Source organism: Actinophytocola sp., assembly GCF_036378875.1.
Classification (GTDB): Bacteria; Actinomycetota; Actinomycetes; order Mycobacteriales; family Pseudonocardiaceae; genus Actinophytocola.
Window position 1 is genome coordinate 69526 of record NZ_DASUVO010000003.1, and the last position, 15943, is coordinate 85468.

Consider the following 15943-nt stretch of genomic DNA (forward strand, 5'->3'; position numbering starts at 1 on the left):
ACCTAGTCCCGGGTCAACTTGCGATAGGTGACCCGATGCGGACGGGCGGCTTCCTCGCCAAGGCGTTCGATCTTGTTCTTCTCGTAGCCCTCGAAGTTGCCCTCGAACCAGAACCATTTGGCAGGGTTCTCGTCGTTGCCCTCCCACGCGAGGATATGCGTCGCGACGCGGTCGAGGAACCACCTGTCGTGGGAGATCACCACAGCACAGCCGGGGAACTGCTCCAACGCGTTCTCCAGCGAGCTCAGCGTCTCCACGTCGAGGTCGTTCGTCGGCTCGTCGAGCAGGATCAGGTTCCCGCCCTGCTTGAGGGTCATCGCGAGGTTCAGCCTGTTGCGTTCACCACCGGACAGCACGCCGGACGGCTTCTGCTGGTCGGCGCCCTTGAACCCGAACGCGCTGACGTACGCGCGGGAAGGCATCTCGACCTGGCCGACATGGATGTAATCCAGCCCTTCGGACACCACCTCCCACACGTTCTTCTTCGGATCGAGCCCGGCACGGTTCTGGTCGACGTAGGACAGCTTCACGGTGTCGCCGACCCTGACCTCGCCGTCGTCCGGCTGCTCGAGGCCGACGATCGTCTTGAACAGCGTCGTCTTGCCGACCCCGTTCGGGCCGATCACGCCGATGATGCCGTTGCGCGGCAGGTCGAACGACAGGCCGTCGATGAGCACCCGGTCGCCGAACCCCTTCTTCAGCTTGTTCACCTCGACCACGACGTTGCCCAGCCGGGGCCCCGGCGGGATCTGGATCTCCTCGAAGTCGAGCTTGCGTGTGCGCTCGGCCTCCGCCGCCATCTCCTCGTAGCGGTCGAGACGTGCCCTGGACTTGGTCTGCCGCGCCTTCGCGTTCGACCGCACCCAGGCGAGCTCGTCCTTCAGCCGCTTCTGCAGTTTCTGGTCCTTCTTGCCCTGGACCGCCAGCCGTTCCGCCTTCTTCTCCAGGTAGGTCGAGTAGTTGCCCTCGTAGCCGACCGCCTTGCCGCGGTCCAGCTCCATGATCCACTGCGAGAGGTTGTCCAGGAAGTACCGGTCGTGGGTGACCGCCAGGACAGCGCCCTCGTACTGGGCGAGGTGTTGTTCCAACCACAGGACGCTCTCCGCGTCCAGATGGTTCGTCGGCTCGTCCAGCAACAGCAGATCCGGCTTGGACAGCAGCAGTTTGCACAGCGCCACCCGGCGGCGTTCACCCCCGGAGAGCAGCTTGACGTCCGCGTCCCGAGGCGGGCACCGCAGGGCGTCCATGGCCTGCTCCAACTGCGAGTCCAGGTCCCAGGCGTCCGCGTGGTCGAGGTCCTCCTGGAGCCGGCCCATCTCCTCCATGAGCTCGTCGGAGTAGTCCGTCGCCATCTTCTCGGCGATCTCGTTGAACCGAGCGAGCTTCTGGTGGATCTCGCCGAGACCCTCCTGGACGTTGCCCAGGACGGTCTTGTCCTCGTTCAGCGGCGGCTCCTGCTGCAGGATGCCGACGGAGTACCCGGGCGACAGGAACGCCTCACCGTTGTTCGGTTGGTCCAAGCCCGCCATGATCTTGAGCACGCTTGACTTACCCGCGCCGTTGGGCCCAACCACCCCGATCTTCGCCCCTGGATAGAACGAGAGGGTGACGTCATCAAGGATGACCTTGTCCCCGTGCGCCTTGCGCACCTTTTTCATGGTGTAGATGAACTCGGCCATGGCCGCGATCGTAGAGCGGTCCGCACATGGCCATGACCTCGGTGTGGCAGAACCGCCCGCCGGGAACCCGTCGAGTCAGACGGCATCCGCCAGCCGGGGGAGTCGGTCGACGGCTGCTCGGCTCATCAACTCCTTCCTGAGGGTTGGACTCGGCGGCTCAGGCGGCCTGGGCGACCTCCTCCTGCGTGGGTTCCTGGGCGGGTGGTGGATTCACCAGCGTTTGTTGGTTGGGCGAGATCGCCCAGTCCGGACGGTTGATCGTGACGGTGCTCAACGTCAGGTCCGGCCCGAGCGCCTTGGCCTCCACCTCGATCTTCACGCGCGGATCGCCGTTGGCCGCCTTGTACTCGATGATCTTCAGCCGACCATGCACCACGATCTGGTCGCTCTTGTGCAAGCACTCCACCACGTTCTCCGCCAGCCGGCGCCAGCACACGATCGTCATGTACATGCGGTCGCCGTCCATCCACGTCCCTGTCTCCTTGTCATAGATGTGTTCCTGCGTCAGCAGGCGGAAGTTGGCGACCTTGATCCCGGTCGAGGTGACCCGGGCGGTGATGTCGGACATGACCCTGCCGACGACGGTGATGGGGGTCGAGTTGATGCTCACTGGCTCGTCCTTTCCACGAGAGGTGCGGGGTGCACCGGGGTGACGGATCCAGGTTGCCGTGGCCGGCGAGCGGGCGCGAAAAGCTACCGACGAGTTGTGGACTGGTGTGGTGGCTGTGGACAAGTGGGGGTCGCGGGCCCGCTCGAATCGCGTGATTGTCGGTGCGGTGTGGTAGCGCGCACAGCATGAGTGAGTTCTCACTCATTGACGTGAGTGAGTACTCACTCGTACAGTGGTGGCATGGTCGAGGACGAGAAGAAGCGCCGGGCGCCTGCGATGAGCCAGGAGGAACGCCGCGCCGCGATCGTGCGCAGCACCATCCCCCTCCTGATCGAGCACGGCGGCAACGTCTCCACCAGCCAGATCGCCGCCGCCGCTGGGATCGCGGAAGGCACCGTCTTCCGCGCCTTCAAGGACAAACAGGACCTCCTCATCGCCTGCATGCGGGCGGGCATGAACTCCGACGAGGAGGTCGCCATGATCGAGCGCATCGGGCGGGACAATCCGCTCCAACAGCGGCTCACCGAAGGCGTCCGCACGATCAGCGGCTACCTCGACCGCGTCTGGGGTCTCGGACAGGCCATGCGCGCGAGCGTCGGTCCCGAGGCCATGCAGCGCCACCTGCACGAAGGCGACGAACCCCGTAAGCCAGGGCCGCCACCCGAACTGCTCCGCGTCTCGAACGCCATCAGCGGCCTCATCGACCCGGCCACCGACAACCTCCGCGTCGAGCCGGAGCGGGCCGTCCAGATGCTGCTCGGCCTCGTCCTCACCAACCGCATGCAGGGCGAGAACTTCGGCGAGGCCTCCAGCGACCCGGCGGAGATCGTCGACCTGGTCCTGCACGGGGTCATCCACACACAAAAGGGGAACCAGCAATGACCGACACCATGATCGAAGCCACCGAGGTCTCGAAGACCTTCGGCGACGTGACCGCCCTGGACGGGGTCAGCGTCACGGTCCCGCGCGGCACCGTCCTCGGCCTGCTCGGCCACAACGGCGCCGGCAAGACTACGCTCGTCAACGTCCTCACGACCATGCTCCCGCCGACGAGCGGGACCGCGACGGTCGCCGGGTTCGACGTGGTCAGCCAGGGCAACGAGGTGCGGGGCCGGATCGGCCTCACCGGCCAGTTCGCCTCCGTCGACGAGCAGCTGTCCGGCTTCGACAACCTCGTGCTCATCGCCCGCCTGTTGGGCGCCAGCCGCGGCGAGGCCAGGGCAAGAGCCGACGAGCTACTCGACCTCTTCGACCTCACCGACGCGGCCAAACGCCCGGCCAGGACCTACTCGGGCGGCATGCGCAGGCGCCTCGACCTGGCCGCCAGCCTCGTCGGCCGACCGGACGTCATCTTCCTCGACGAGCCGACCACCGGGTTGGACCCGGCGAGCCGGATCGGGCTGTGGGAGATCGTCGAGGCCCTCGTCGACGACGGTACGACCGTGTTGCTGACGACTCAGTACCTGGAGGAAGCCGACCGCCTGGCCGACTCGATCGCCGTGATGTCGGCCGGCAAGGTCGTCGCCTCGGGCACGGCCGCCGAGCTGAAGGCCCAGGTCGGCAAGCGGGCGGTGCACGTCACCCTTGCGAGCCAGCAGGACGCGCCCGCCGCCATCGTCTCGTTGGAGAAGCACGGTCTCGCGCCGGTGCTCGACGCGCCGAAGGCTGAGCTGCGCACGCCCGTCGCCTCCTCCGCCGACCTCGCGGTCGTGGTCCGGGCGCTGGACGAGGTCAAGGTCGAGGTGGCCCAACTGGCGATCACCGAGCCGAGCCTCGACGACGTCTACCTCACCCTCGCCAAGAACAAAGCCGCCTGAAGGAGCACCCCATGACTACCATCGCGGTCCCCCGCTGGCGGGGCACGAGCGTTCTCAACCAGATCGGCATCCTCACCGGCCGCTCGGTGCGCGCGCTGGTGAGCGATCCCAAGCTGATGATCTTCAGCCTGTTACAGCCACTGATCATGCTGTTGCTGTTCAGCCAGGTCTTCAGCGGCATGGCCGGCACCAGCAGCTTCCCAGCCGGGGTCAGCTACATCGACTACCTGATGCCGGCGATCCTGGTCACCACCGGCGTCAGCGCGGCACTCCAGTCCGGCATCGGGCTCGTGACGGACATGAAGAACGGCGTGCTGGCGCGCCTGCGCTCGCTGCCGGTCAACAACATGTCGGTGCTGGTCGCGCGCAGTCTCGCCGACCTGACCCGCACCGCGCTGCAGCTGGCGATCCTGCTGGTCGCGGCCGTGGCGCTGTTCGACTTCTCCCCCGCCGGCGGGGTGCTGGGCGTGCTGCCGGCGTACCTGCTCGCACTGGCCGTCAGCTGGGCGCTGTCGTGGATCTTCCTGGCGGTCGGCGCGTGGGTGCGCAACGCGGAGACCATGCAGACGGTCGGTTTCCTCGCCATGTTCCCGCTGATGTTCGCCTCGAGCGCGTTCGTGCCGGTGGACAGCCTGCCGGCCTGGCTGCGAGTGGTCGCCACGATCAACCCGCTGACCTACGCGGTCGACGCCTCCCGCAACCTGGCGCTGGACATGCCGGTCGGTGGCGGGGTCGTCGGGGCGCTCGCCGCGAGCGCCGGGCTGCTGGTGGTGGGTGTGTTCGCCGCGGTCCGCGGGTTCCGGCGTCCCATCGCCAGCTAGCTCTTGTCGGAGAGCTTCTTCAGCATGGCGTTGTAGGCCTCGCGATCCTCGTCGCCCTCGGTATCGGCCCGGCGGTCCTGCCGCCGGGCCTCCCGGTCGTCCGCCCTGGCCCACTGCACCAGCAGGGCGACCAGCACGATCAGCAGCGGCAGTTCCCCGGCCGCCCAGGCGATGCCGCCGCCGAGCCGCTGGTCGGACATCAGGTCGGCGGTCCACGGCAGCGCGAGCCGCTGGTAGAACTCCTGGCCGATGACCGTCTGCTTGCCCATGAGGATCACGCCGAAGAACGCGTGGAACGGCAGCGAGGCGAACACCATGCCGAGCCGGGCGATGTGCGGCAGCCTGCGGGGTGACGGGTCGATACCGATCACCGGCCAGTAGAAGATGTAGCCGACCAGCAGGAAGTGGGCGTTCATCAGCAGGTGCGCCCAGTGCTTGTCCAGCGCCCAGTCGAACAGGCCGGAGAAGTACAGCACGTAGAACGACCCGACGAAGAGCACGAGCGCCACGATCGGGTTGGTCAGGAAGCGCGACAGCGGCGAGCGGACGAACGCGAGCAGCCACTCACGCGGGCCAGGCGTCCCGTCCTTGCCGGCCACGGGAAGCGCCCGCAGCGCGAGCGTGACCGGCCCGCCGAGGACCAGGAGCACCGGCGCCAGCATGGACAGCATCATGTGCGTTTCCATGTGCACGCTGAACATCGCAGGCGCGTACCGGCCGATGCCGGACGAGGTGGCGAACAGGAGCACCGCGCAGCCGGCGAGCCACGCAACGACCCGGCCCATCGGCCACTTGTCGCCTCTGGCCAGCAGCTTGCGCACGCCAAGCAGGTACAGGACGGCGAGAGCGATCGCGAGCGTGCCGAAGATCAGGTCGAACCGCCAGTCGAACAGCAGGGTCGCGAGCGTCGGCGGCTGGTCGATCGGGTAGCCGAGCTCCAGCTCGACCTGGCCGGGTAAGTACCGCAGCGGCGGTGGGGGCGTCCTGGCGAGGGCGACCGCGATGCCGATGGTGGCGAACATGACCAGCACCTCGACCGCGGCGAGCCGGACCAGTTGGTTGCCGCTGCCGCCCTCCTGGATCGCACGCACGCTGCGCTGCCGGTGGGCGTACCCGAACACGCCGAGGATCAGCAGCGCGACGATCTTCGCGACCACCAGCAGGCCGTAGGTGCTGGTGAACAGCTCCCGCACGGGCACGCGCACCCAGGCGTTGATCACGCCGGAGGCCGCCATGACGATCCAGCACACGAGCGCGGTCGCGGAGAACCGCGAGGCGGCGACCCGTAACGCCTCACCGCGCGGGAACCGGCGCGCGAACACCATCAGCGCGACCAGCCCGCCCACCCAGAGCGACGCGCCGACCAGGTGGAACACGAGGCTGTTGCTGGCCAGGTCGTGCTGGCCCCCGGATGAGGAGTGGCCGGTCATCGGCACCGGCAGCACGCCGAAAACCGCGAGCCCGAACAGCACGGTCGTCCAGCCCCACGACAGCACGACGAACGCGGCGAACGAGATGAACACCGCGATCGCGGCCGTGATCAGCCAGGCCTTGGCCTGTTCCAGCGCGCCGACGAGGTCGGTCATCAGCCCGGGATCGGTGATCATGTCCCACGCCGACCGCCCGACCGCGTCACCGACCAGGAACGGTATCGAGGCCAGCGCCGTAACGGCCCACAACAGCGACGACCAGGCGGCCGCACGCAGTGCCGCGTAACCGCCCGCCGCGAGCGTGCCCGACTTCTGCGGCGCGACGAGGAAGGCGGCGAACAGCAACGCACCGACGGTCAGCACGGCGCCCGCGTTCGCGCCGACGCGGACCACCGCGCCGAGCTTCACGTCCAGGGTCGCGTCGGAGGTCGAGTAGCTCAGCAGCAGGATCGCGACGAGCGCCGCGAACGGCGTGGCGATGAAGACCAGCGGGAGGACACTCGGACCGCGCGTCGGCGGGCTGTCGACGGACACACTCTGAGCGTAGTCAAGACACCTTCGAGAACTCTTGGGCGGCTTGCTCCTCCTCGCGCCTGCGTGCCGCCGCGGAGCCCAGCGCGACGGGCGCGATCAGCATCGCGAGCACCCCGGAGAACCCGATGGCGAACTCCAGGCTGGTCAGCTGCGCGATCCCGCCGATCATGGGTGGGCCGATCAGGAAACCCGAGTACGCGATGGTCGTGACGAACCCGATCTCCCGCTCACCACCGGTGCCGTCGCCGCGCCGGCCGACCGCGCCCGCGAGGTCGAGCGCGACCGGGAAGGCGAACGCGAGACCACCACCGGCCAGCGCGAACCCGGCGTAGGTGACCCAGGCGAACGGCAGGATCGCGGCGGCGAGCATGCCGACGCCGGCCAGCAGCGCGCCGGCGACCAGGATCCGGACCGCGCCGAAGCGGCGCTCGATCTGCTCGCCGGCCAGCCGCACGACCGCCATGACCACACAGAACACGGAGAAGGTGACCGCGCCGGCCGCCTCGGACATGCCGCGTTCGCGGACCGAGAACAGCGCGGACCAGTCGCCGTTCGCGCCCTCGACGAGCGCGGAGAACATCGCGATGAGGCCGAGCAGCCACAACACGGGGCGGCGCAGCATACGGCGGTCGAGACCGGCGTGCGCACCGGTGTCGGGCGCCGGCTCCTCGCGTGGGACGTACCGGATCAACACCACGCTGACGGCCAGCATGACGACGGAGACCAGCAGGAAGTGTGGCACCAGCCCCACGTGGTGCCCCGCGGCGACGGCGGCGCCCAGTGAGCCTGCGAGCGCGCCGAAGCTGAACCCGGCGTGGAAGACCGGCATCAGCGGCCGTTCGGTGCGGCGGATGACGGTCACCGCGGCGACGTTCATGGCCACGTCGAACATGCCGAAGCACGCGCCGAGCAGCACCAGCATGAGCCCGAGTTGCAGTGGTGACGTGACAGACGCGAGCACGGGCAGCGTGACCACGCCGATCAGGGCCGACGTCATCATGGTGGCGCGGGCGCCGAAGCGTGTGCACAACCGGCCGGACACCGACGCCGCGCTGATCATGCCGACGCTGGCGCCGAGCAGCGCGAGACCGAGCACGCCGTGGCTCGCGTCGATCTGATCGGCGAGTGTCGGCATGCGCGGCGCCCACGAGCCGGCGATGAGGCCGTTGAGCGCGAAGAACAAGAACACCGAAAGCCCGGCGGAACGCACCTGGTCACCCCTCCCTGAACACCTTCGAACCACGGTACTGAAGCGCTTCAGAGATGGCTAGGGAGTTTCCGTCTCGCCTGGTCGTAGGCTTGACCGGTGAGCAAGGACCGGGAACGTCGCCCCACGCTGGACACCGTCGCCCAGCGCGTCGGGGTCTCCCGGGCCACGGTCTCGAACGCCTACAACCGGCCGGACCAGCTCTCTCCGGCACTGCGAGAGCGGATCATCGCGACGGCCAAGCAACTCGGCTACGCGGGCCCGGACCCGGTGGCACGCAGCCTCGCCACCCAGCGGACCGGCTCGGTGGCGGTCATGCTGTGCGACGGCCTGTCCTCCGCGTTCTCCGACCCGGCGTTGTCGATCACGCTCGACGCCCTGTCGGCCACCGTGGACAGCGGCGAGCGGTCACTGCTGCTCCTGCCTGGCACGGGCGGCAACGGACCGGGCGCCCGGAGCGTGATCCGAGCCCACACCGACGTGGCCATCGCGTACTCGCTCCCGGACGACGCGCCCGCACTGGACGCCGTGCGTGAGCGGGGGCTGCCGCTCGTGGTCGTCGACGAGCCGGACGTACCGGACGCCGCGCAGGTCCGGGTGGACGACCTGGGTGGGGCACTCCAGGCCGGCCGCCACGTGACGAGCCTCGGACACCGGCAGCTGGGCATCATCTCGCTCGCGATGAGCGCCGACGGCGCACACGGCCCGGTCAGTCCACAAAGGATCGCCGCGGCGCGGTTCCGGGTCACCCTCGACCGGCTGTCCGGGTATCTGAAAGCCCTGGCCGAACACGGTATCGTCGCCGACGCGGTGCCGATCTGGGAGGCGCCGGGCAGTGTCCGGGAGTTGGGCAGGGAGGGCGCCAGATGGCTGCTCGGTCGCGAGCCGAGGCCGACCGCCCTGCTGTGCATGTCCGACGAGCTGGCGCTGGGCGCCATCCGGGCGGCGAACGAGCTCGGAATGTCCGTTCCGGCGGAGGTGTCGATCGTGGGTTTCGATGACACCCCGGCCGCCAGTTGGGGCGACCTCACGACCGTGCGACAGGACCTGGTCGCCAAGGGCAGACAAGCCGGTGAGCTGGCGTTACGCATGCTGAACGGCGCCAGACCGGACAAACCGGTCACCATCGACGTGGACCTGGTGGTGCGCGGCTCGACCGCTGCCGCGATGTGACCTGTGGTCAAGTTGGTCACAACGAGAAACGCCAGAGCCTCCGCGAGCGATCAGACCCACTGGAGACGGCATCCGCCTGGCGGGGTGGGTGTCTTATGCCCTCGTAGCTCAGCGGAGAGAGCAGGAGCCTTCTAAGCTCTGGGTCGCAGGTTCGAGTCCTGCCGGGGGCGCGCTAGTGCAGGTCCGGCGTTGATCACGATTCCGGGTCGTGATCAACATGCCTTTTACCTGCCTCTTTCGTTCCGGGCGGCTCCCTCATCCGCGGCCATGCAGGCGCGTAGGCCGGTCACGCTCTCGTCGGTGAGAACGACCTTGCGGTTGGCTGGCGTCAGGAGGGAATGCCGACGCCGAGCGGAGTGATCGTTTGGTATGTATCGCCTTGTGCAGATACAGGTGTGGGTCTCGATCCTCTCCCTGATGGGTGTGGTGCTCGGTGGCGGCCTGTCCTACCTGGCCCAAGCCAGCGCGCAGCGCCGCTCCGACCGCAGCGATCAGCGCCGGCGAGCCGACGAGCGAGCCGAGGCCCGCCGAGTGGAGCGGTTGGAGTTGTTGCGTCAATTCATCCGCGTCGCCCAGCAGGCCGAGCGCGCTGCCGAGGATCGTGACGCCACGCCTGCGTGGAAGGTGTCCGCGCTGGACATCGTCGATGATCTGTGGGTGTGCGAGCGGATGATCCAGGTTCTGTTCGCCACGCCTCTGCATGACCTGGCACGCGCGTACGTGCGCGCCCTCGATCATGTTCTCTGGCAGGAGCCGGAGGGTGTCACGATGTGGGACTACCTTCAAGGGCCCAAGGTCGCGTTTCTCGCCGCGGCCCGGGAGGAATTGAGCAGCTGACGCTATGAACATCCAATCCTGGGGTGCGATGAAGTCCGGCATGCCCAGGTGCGCCCCATAGCGGCGGATCGCCGCGACGTAGGCCTGCCGGGGGCGCGCGATTTGTTCAGCGTGACAGCACGCGCCGCACCATGGCATGAACCCGTGCCAGCCACGCGCGCACCGTGGCGGCCGGGTCGTCCCGTCCTCTGACCGGCAGGACGAACCAGGAGGCGGCGGCCCCGATCAGGCCGCCGAGGACCACGCCGCCGAGGCGGGTCAGTAGCAGGCTCGTCCCCGCCTCGCCGAAGTAGCCGTACAGGAACGCGAGTGCGGCCGTGACGCAGCCGGCCCAGTAGGCGTAGCTGACCGGGCGCAGCCAGATGCCCGCGGCCAGCAGGACGAAGATCGCCACGACCTGCCACGGGTTCGCGGGGGTGAGCAGTCCGGTGAGCACGGTCGCGACGCCTGTGCCCGCCGCGGCGCCTGCCACCCGCAGCATGCCCTTGCGCAGCACGTCCCCGCGACCACGGTTCGCGCTGCACACGACGAACGCCGTGAGCACCACCCAGGACCAGTGGGTGCCGAACACCACGTGGCCGGCCGCGAACGACGCCGCCAGCGCGACCCCCATCTGCACGGCCATGCGCGTGCTGATCCGCGGGGAGCTGGCCCGGGGCTCGGGTGGCCGCCTCCGCACGAGCACCGAAGCCCAGGCGTATGCGATCACGGCGACCACGGCCGTCCACAGGACCGGGCTGCGGCCGGGCACCGCCGGGAGGATCAGCGTGGCGAGCAGCGGTGCCGTGGCGAGCGCGCCGGCCGTGGTGAACCGCGGTCCCCAGCGGCGTATCCAGATGGTCGCGCTGACCGCGAGTACGAACAGCGCGCTGCCGAGGACACCGGGCAGCAGCATGCCGATCCCGCTCGCGCCCACCGTGACCACCGGGAACAGCACGAGGCCGATCGCGCGGTCGGTCAGGTCGGCGCGCCGGAGTGGGCGGGCCAGCGTCACCGCGAGGACCACCGCCAGCACGACGGCGTCGACCCGGAGGTGGGCGAGGTGTTCGAGCCAGAGCACCGAGAAGTAGCTGGCCAGCGTTGCCGTCATGGTCATCAGCACACCAAGATACTAAGTGATAGCGTACTAATATGACCCCGGAGCAGCGGCGGGCGGTGGCCGAAGAGACCCGTGGCGCCGTGACCAGGCTGGCCCGGCGGCTGCGGGCTGAGCGGCCGCCGGACGCCCTGAGCAACAACAAGATCGGCGTGCTTGGCCACCTGTACCGGTGCGGGCCGAGCAGCCCTGGCGAGATCACGGCCGCCGAGCGGCAGCAACCGCAGTCGCTCACGCGGGTGTTCGCCGAGTTGGTGGCGGCGGGACTGGTGCGGCGCACGCCCAACACGGCCGACCGGCGTGGCGCGGTGCTGGAGCTGACGACCGAGGGCACGGACGCGCTGCGCCGGGACATGGCCCACCGCGACGCGTGGCTCGCCGCCGCGTTCGACGACCTCACAGACCGGGAGATACATGTGCTGAGCACAGCCGCCGACCTCATGGACCGGTTGGCGCGATGAGCGAACCGGACTGGGTTCGCCACGCCATCTGGTGGCACGTCTACCCGTTGGGCTTCCTCGGCGCGGAGCCGCACGCACAACCGGACGTCGTGCACCGTCTCCCCCGGCTGAGGGACTGGCTGGACTACGCGGTCCGGCTCGGTGTCTCCGGGCTCGCCCTCGGGCCCGTCTTCGCGGCCGAGACCCACGGCTACGACACGGTGGACCACTACCGCATCGACCCGCGGCTCGGGGACGCCGCCGACTTCGCCGACCTGCTCGACGCCGCACACGAACGCGGCATGAAAGTGTTGCTGGACGGCGTGTTCAACCACGTCGGACGCTCGTTCGCCCGCACGGACTGGTTCTCCGGGGCCACGTTCGAGGGACACGAGCATCTGGCGGCGCTCGACCACGACTCCCCGGCCGTGCGTGACTACGTCACCGACGTCATGTGCCACTGGCTCGACGCCGGCGCGGACGGTTGGCGGCTCGACGCGGCATACGCGATGCCCCGGCCGTTCCTGGCCGACGTGCTCGGCCGCGTGCGGCGCCGGCACCCGGAGGCGTATCTCGTCGGCGAGGTCATCCACGGCGACTACCCGGCCATCGTCGCCGAGACCGGGATGCACGCGGTCACGCAGTACGAGCTGTGGAAGGCGATCTGGAGCTCACTCAACGACCACAACCTGTTCGAGCTGGCGTGGGCGTTGAAGCGGCACACCGCGTGCCTGGAGTCGTTCGTGCCGCTGACGTTCACCGGCAACCACGACGTCACCCGCATCGCGAGCCGGCTCACCGACGAGCGCCTGCTGCCCCACGCGCTGGCCGTGCTGTTCACCGTCGGCGGCACGCCTGCGGTCTACTACGGCGACGAGCAGGCTTTCCGTGGTGTCAAAGAGGAACGTGCCGGTGGGGACGACGCGGTGCGGCCCGAGTTCCCGCCGACGCCGGACGACCTCGCGCCATGGGGTGCGCCGACGTTTCGCCTGCACCAGGACCTGATCGGCCTGCGCCGGCGCCACCCGTGGCTGCACCGGGCCGGCACCACGGCGCGCGAGGTGACCAACACCGCGGCCGTCCTCGACACCACCGACGGCACACACCGGCTGCTGACGGTGCTCAACCTCGCCGAGACACCGACGACCGTCCACACCGGACAATCGGAGGTGCTGCTCGGCGAGGTCGGGCAGCACGGCGAGGACGCCGTCGTGCCCGGCTTCGGTTGGGCGGTGCTCAGCGTTCCGTCAGCACCCCGTCCGCCAGGTCCAGCCGGCGGGTGATGCCGAGGTCGGCGAGGAACCGGTCGTCGTGGCTGACGACCACGAACGCGCCCTCGTAGGCGGTGAGCGCGCTCGTCAGCTGCTCGACACTCGCCAGGTCGAGGTTGTTCGTCGGTTCGTCGAGCAGCAGCAGGTGCGGCGCCGGCTCGGCCCGGAGCACACACAGCAGCGTCGCACGCAGCCGCTCGCCGCCCGACAGCACACCGACGGGAAGTTGGGCGCGTTCCTCGCGGAAGAGGAAGCGGGCCAACAGGTGCATGGTCTCGGTCGGGGTCAGCCGGGGCGCGAACGCACGCAGGTTCTCCAGCGTGCTGCGTTCCGGGTCGAGCAGGTCCAGCCGCTGCGACAGGTAGGCGACGCGGCCGTCCGCGCGGTTCATCAGGCCGCCGTCCGGTTCCAGGTCGCCGCTCATCGCGCGCAGCAGTGTCGACTTGCCCGTGCCGTTCGCGCCGGTGAGCGCGATTCGTTCCGGGCCGCGGACGATGAGGTTCACGCCATCGCCGGTGAACAGGTCACGCACGCGGATCCGCTCACCGTGGAAGACGGTTCGGCCCGCCGGCACGGTCGTGTCCGGCAGTGACAGCGAGAGCGTGTCGTCCTCGCGCAGTGCCTGGTCCGCGTCCGCGAGTCGGGCCTTGGCACCCTCCAACCGTTGGGAGTGCATGTCGTTCGCCTTGCCGGCGGACTCCTGAGCACGCCGTTGCAGCCCGCCACGCACGATCCTCGGGATGTCGGTGTTGGTGCGGGCCGCGTTGCTCGCGCGTTTCTGCGCTCGTTCCCGCGCCTGCCGCAGCTCCCGCTTCTCGCGTTTGACCTCCTGTTCCGCGGCGCGGTGGTTCTTCTCGGCGACCTCGCGGGCGGACTGCTTCGCGGCCTGGTACTCCGAGAAGTTCCCGCCGTGGAAGGAGATCTCGTCACCGCCCAGCTCGGCGATGCGGTCCATCCGGTCGAGCAGCACGCGGTCGTGGCTCACCAGGAGCAGGCAGCCGTTCCAGTCACCGAGCACGTCGTACAGCCGGTGCCTGGCGTCGCGATCGAGGTTGTTGGTCGGCTCGTCGAGCAGGAGGACGTCGGGTTGTTTCAGCAGCTGCGCGGCCAAGCCGAGCGAGACGACCTGACCGCCGGAGAGTGTGCCGATAGGACGGTCCAGCGCGACGTCACCGAGGCCAAGCCGATCGAGCTGTGCGCGGGCGCGTTCCTCGATGTCCCAGTCGTTTCCGACGACGGCGAAGTTCTCCTCGCTCGCGTCGCCGGTCTCGATGGCCGCCAGGGCGGCCACGATCGGGGCGATCTCCAGTACCTCGGCGACGGTCGGGGCACCGGTGAGCGGCAGGGTCTGTGGCAGGTAGCCGAGCACACCGTCGACGGAGATCGCGCCGCTGTCGGGTGCGTACTCGCCGGCGATCAGGCGCAGCAGGGTGCTCTTGCCGGCGCCGTTGGCGGCGACCATGCCGGTGCGGCCGGCGCCGAAGGCGAAGGACAGGTCGGTGAACACCGGCGTGCCGTCCGGCCACGAGAAGGACAGGTTCGAGCAAACGATCTTGGACATGAGGAAGCTCTCCGTGCGCATGGCAGGAACGAGGGCATGACAAGGAAGCGGTGCGCGCGGGCACCGCTCACCGATGCGGGCTCACCCGGAGATGTCGTCCTCGGACTGCGACATGGCGAAGCCTCTCCCCTTCGACGCGATCAACATCGACGATAGCAAGAGCTACTTCGGTTGCCACGCCTCACGGACCTCGGCGCACGCCGCGGGCGCGCGATCGGCCAGCTCATCGACGAGCTCGGTCACAGCCGGCCGGAGCGCGGCCATGCGGGCCAGAACCCAGTTCCAGACCTCCTCGTCGACGGCCTCGTCGTCCACTTCCTCGTCCTCTTCCTCGACCCACTCCTCGACCTCGTCGTCCTCATCGTCGTCGTCTTCGTCCTCGACCTGGTCGAGTCGCACGCGCGCGGCGGGGGACAGTTCGGGGATCGGCGTGCCGGTCGGGACGTCCCCGAGGTACTCGGCCGACTCGGCCAGCGCTTCGAGACAGTCCTCGAGCACCTTGGTGGGCAACGGTTTCACCCGCAGCACGCGGATGAGCAAGCCGAACGCGTCGGGGCTCGCCGGCCAGACCGTGTACTGGTGCACGATCGCCGACTGGAAGTGGTAAGCGGCGCCTTCCTGCGCCTCCAGGTCGTCGCCGAGCAGCGCGGCCAGATGGCCAGGGGTGTCCCTGGCCCTGCCATAGGCGTGCGACCAGGAGGTCCACTCCGCCTCGCCGAGCGCGTCGATCTCCTGCCGCAGACTCTGTAATTCCACGGCGCGAAAGGTTAGCCCTCGCGGAGCGCCGCCAGTGGGCCAACGTACATCTGGTTCTTGATGGCGGCGAGGGTCTGCGGGTTCTTGCCGACGAGCCCGCCCGCACGCGCCAGCGCCCGCGTGCGGACCTCCGCCTCCGGCACCGCCTCGTCGACCAGCCCGGCCGCCGCGGCGTCGGTGCCGCCGAAACGCCGGCCCGTGGTCATGGCCTCCAGCGCGGCGGCCGGGGGAAGCTTGGCCTGGATCAACGCGGCCATGCCCGGCGTGAACGGGATGTTGATGTCCACCTCGGGCAGGCAGAAGAAGCCGCGGTCGGCGCGCATCACGCGGAAGTCGTGCGCGAGCGCCAACATGGCGCCCGCGGCGAACGCGTGCCCGGGTAACGCGGCGATGGTCGGCACACCGAAGGCCAGCACCCGCGCGAGCAGGCCCTGCACCTTCGCCACGTAGTCCTGCAGCTGGTCACCGTGCTGCCCGAGCCAGTCGAGGTCGAGGCCGTTCGAGTAGATCTTGCTGCTCGCGGTGGTGACGAGCGGCGCCGGTGTCCGCTCGACCTCGTCGAGCGCGGTGTTCATCGCGGCGAGCCAGTCCGGGGTGAACCGGTTCTCCCCGTCGCCGAGGTCGAGCACGTAGACGTCGCCCTCGCGTGTGAGTGTCGGCATGCGGCCAACGATACTGGCCAGTAACAACGGAGTAACCCCCGCTCCGGGC

Annotated in this window: 15 protein-coding genes and 1 tRNA gene; 8 read left to right on the top strand and 8 right to left on the bottom strand. The window is 69.2% G+C overall.

What is annotated here, in order from left to right; genetic code table 11:
- Positions 1–2: 2 nt before the first annotated feature.
- Together ettA and VF106_RS01385 are read right to left on the bottom strand one after the other, a co-directional pair.
- Positions 3–1679 (bottom strand): energy-dependent translational throttle protein EttA, encoded by a 1677-nt coding sequence (gene ettA / locus VF106_RS01380; protein ID WP_330837668.1) that lies wholly within the window; start codon positions 1677–1679, stop codon positions 3–5.
- A gap of 157 nt (positions 1680–1836) precedes the next feature.
- Positions 1837–2289 carry a single-stranded DNA-binding protein gene (locus VF106_RS01385; protein ID WP_330837669.1) on the bottom strand — a complete coding sequence of 151 codons (453 nt, stop codon included), beginning with the start codon at positions 2287–2289 and terminating at the stop codon, positions 1837–1839.
- A 240-nt stretch (positions 2290–2529) separates the two neighbouring features.
- On the opposite strand from VF106_RS01385, the gene VF106_RS01390 reads away from it, so the two are divergent.
- The 3 genes from VF106_RS01390 to VF106_RS01400 are packed head-to-tail and all read left to right on the top strand — an operon-like array spanning position 2530 to position 4927.
- On the top strand, positions 2530–3171 hold the full coding sequence (locus VF106_RS01390) for a TetR/AcrR family transcriptional regulator (RefSeq protein WP_330837670.1): 642 nt from the start codon (positions 2530–2532) through the stop codon (positions 3169–3171).
- Entirely contained in the window at positions 3168–4106 is a 939-nt protein-coding gene (locus VF106_RS01395; protein WP_330837671.1) for an efflux ABC transporter ATPase subunit, DrrA-related, read from the top strand. Before VF106_RS01390 ends, VF106_RS01395 begins: the two co-directional genes overlap by 4 nt.
- An 11-nt stretch (positions 4107–4117) precedes the next feature.
- Complete coding sequence (locus VF106_RS01400; RefSeq protein ID WP_330837672.1) at positions 4118–4927, top strand: ABC transporter permease; 810 nt, start codon at positions 4118–4120, stop codon at positions 4925–4927.
- Here the strand turns inward: VF106_RS01400 and VF106_RS01405 are convergent.
- Positions 4924–6891: a bifunctional copper resistance protein CopD/cytochrome c oxidase assembly protein gene (locus tag VF106_RS01405; RefSeq protein WP_330837673.1), complete on the bottom strand. Its 1968-nt coding sequence runs from the start codon at positions 6889–6891 to the stop codon at positions 4924–4926. The two genes, VF106_RS01400 and VF106_RS01405, sit on opposite strands and share 4 nt — an antisense overlap.
- 13 nt (positions 6892–6904) lie before the next feature.
- Positions 6905–8101 carry an MFS transporter gene (locus tag VF106_RS01410; RefSeq protein WP_330837674.1) on the bottom strand — a complete coding sequence of 399 codons (1197 nt, stop codon included), beginning with the start codon at positions 8099–8101 and terminating at the stop codon, positions 6905–6907.
- A gap of 96 nt (positions 8102–8197) precedes the next feature.
- Between VF106_RS01410 and VF106_RS01415 the strand changes: the two genes are divergently transcribed.
- From VF106_RS01415 to VF106_RS01425, 3 genes are all read left to right on the top strand, one after another.
- Positions 8198–9271 carry a LacI family DNA-binding transcriptional regulator gene (locus VF106_RS01415; protein ID WP_330837675.1) on the top strand — a complete coding sequence of 358 codons (1074 nt, stop codon included), beginning with the start codon at positions 8198–8200 and terminating at the stop codon, positions 9269–9271.
- A gap of 97 nt (positions 9272–9368) precedes the next feature.
- Positions 9369–9441: transfer RNA gene (locus VF106_RS01420), tRNA-Arg, on the top strand.
- A 199-nt stretch (positions 9442–9640) separates the two neighbouring features.
- Positions 9641–10108 carry a hypothetical protein gene (locus VF106_RS01425; RefSeq protein WP_330837676.1) on the top strand — a complete coding sequence of 156 codons (468 nt, stop codon included), beginning with the start codon at positions 9641–9643 and terminating at the stop codon, positions 10106–10108.
- Positions 10109–10214: 106 nt separating this feature from the next.
- On the opposite strand, the gene VF106_RS01430 is transcribed toward VF106_RS01425, so the two are convergent.
- The gene (locus tag VF106_RS01430) at positions 10215–11204 is read right to left on the bottom strand and encodes an FUSC family protein (protein ID WP_330837677.1); all 990 of its coding nucleotides are present in this window, start codon (positions 11202–11204) and stop codon (positions 10215–10217) included.
- A 35-nt stretch (positions 11205–11239) separates the two neighbouring features.
- Between VF106_RS01430 and VF106_RS01435 the strand changes: the two genes are divergently transcribed.
- Entirely contained in the window at positions 11240–11665 is a 426-nt protein-coding gene (locus VF106_RS01435; RefSeq protein ID WP_330837678.1) for a MarR family winged helix-turn-helix transcriptional regulator, read from the top strand.
- The gene (locus VF106_RS01440) at positions 11662–12927 is read left to right on the top strand and encodes an alpha-amylase family protein (protein ID WP_330837679.1); all 1266 of its coding nucleotides are present in this window, start codon (positions 11662–11664) and stop codon (positions 12925–12927) included. Before VF106_RS01435 ends, VF106_RS01440 begins: the two co-directional genes overlap by 4 nt.
- Here the strand turns inward: VF106_RS01440 and VF106_RS01445 are convergent.
- The 3 genes from VF106_RS01445 to VF106_RS01455 form a co-directional block, all read right to left on the bottom strand.
- The gene (locus tag VF106_RS01445) at positions 12881–14476 is read right to left on the bottom strand and encodes an ABC-F family ATP-binding cassette domain-containing protein (RefSeq protein ID WP_330837680.1); all 1596 of its coding nucleotides are present in this window, start codon (positions 14474–14476) and stop codon (positions 12881–12883) included. The two genes, VF106_RS01440 and VF106_RS01445, sit on opposite strands and share 47 nt — an antisense overlap.
- 162 nt (positions 14477–14638) lie before the next feature.
- Complete coding sequence (locus VF106_RS01450) at positions 14639–15232, bottom strand: hypothetical protein (RefSeq protein WP_330837681.1); 594 nt, start codon at positions 15230–15232, stop codon at positions 14639–14641.
- 11 nt (positions 15233–15243) lie between these two features.
- Positions 15244–15894 carry an enoyl-CoA hydratase-related protein gene (locus VF106_RS01455; RefSeq protein ID WP_330837682.1) on the bottom strand — a complete coding sequence of 217 codons (651 nt, stop codon included), beginning with the start codon at positions 15892–15894 and terminating at the stop codon, positions 15244–15246.
- Positions 15895–15943: the final 49 nt, after the last annotated feature.

Bases quoted from the DNA above. Each gene is read 5' to 3' on its own strand.
- ettA (WP_330837668.1), bottom strand. From the start codon at position 1,679: ATGGCCGAGTTCATCTACACCATGAAAAAGGTGCGCAAGGCGCACGGG.
- VF106_RS01390 (WP_330837670.1), top strand. From the start codon at position 2,530: ATGGTCGAGGACGAGAAGAAGCGCCGGGCGCCTGCGATGAGCCAGGAG.
- VF106_RS01395 (WP_330837671.1), top strand. From the start codon at position 3,168: ATGACCGACACCATGATCGAAGCCACCGAGGTCTCGAAGACCTTCGGC.
- VF106_RS01400 (WP_330837672.1), top strand. From the start codon at position 4,118: ATGACTACCATCGCGGTCCCCCGCTGGCGGGGCACGAGCGTTCTCAAC.
- VF106_RS01425 (WP_330837676.1), top strand. From the start codon at position 9,641: ATGTATCGCCTTGTGCAGATACAGGTGTGGGTCTCGATCCTCTCCCTG.
- VF106_RS01430 (WP_330837677.1), bottom strand. From the start codon at position 11,204: ATGACCATGACGGCAACGCTGGCCAGCTACTTCTCGGTGCTCTGGCTC.
- VF106_RS01435 (WP_330837678.1), top strand. From the start codon at position 11,240: ATGACCCCGGAGCAGCGGCGGGCGGTGGCCGAAGAGACCCGTGGCGCC.
- VF106_RS01440 (WP_330837679.1), top strand. From the start codon at position 11,662: ATGAGCGAACCGGACTGGGTTCGCCACGCCATCTGGTGGCACGTCTAC.
- VF106_RS01445 (WP_330837680.1), bottom strand. From the start codon at position 14,476: ATGTCCAAGATCGTTTGCTCGAACCTGTCCTTCTCGTGGCCGGACGGC.
- VF106_RS01455 (WP_330837682.1), bottom strand. From the start codon at position 15,894: ATGCCGACACTCACACGCGAGGGCGACGTCTACGTGCTCGACCTCGGC.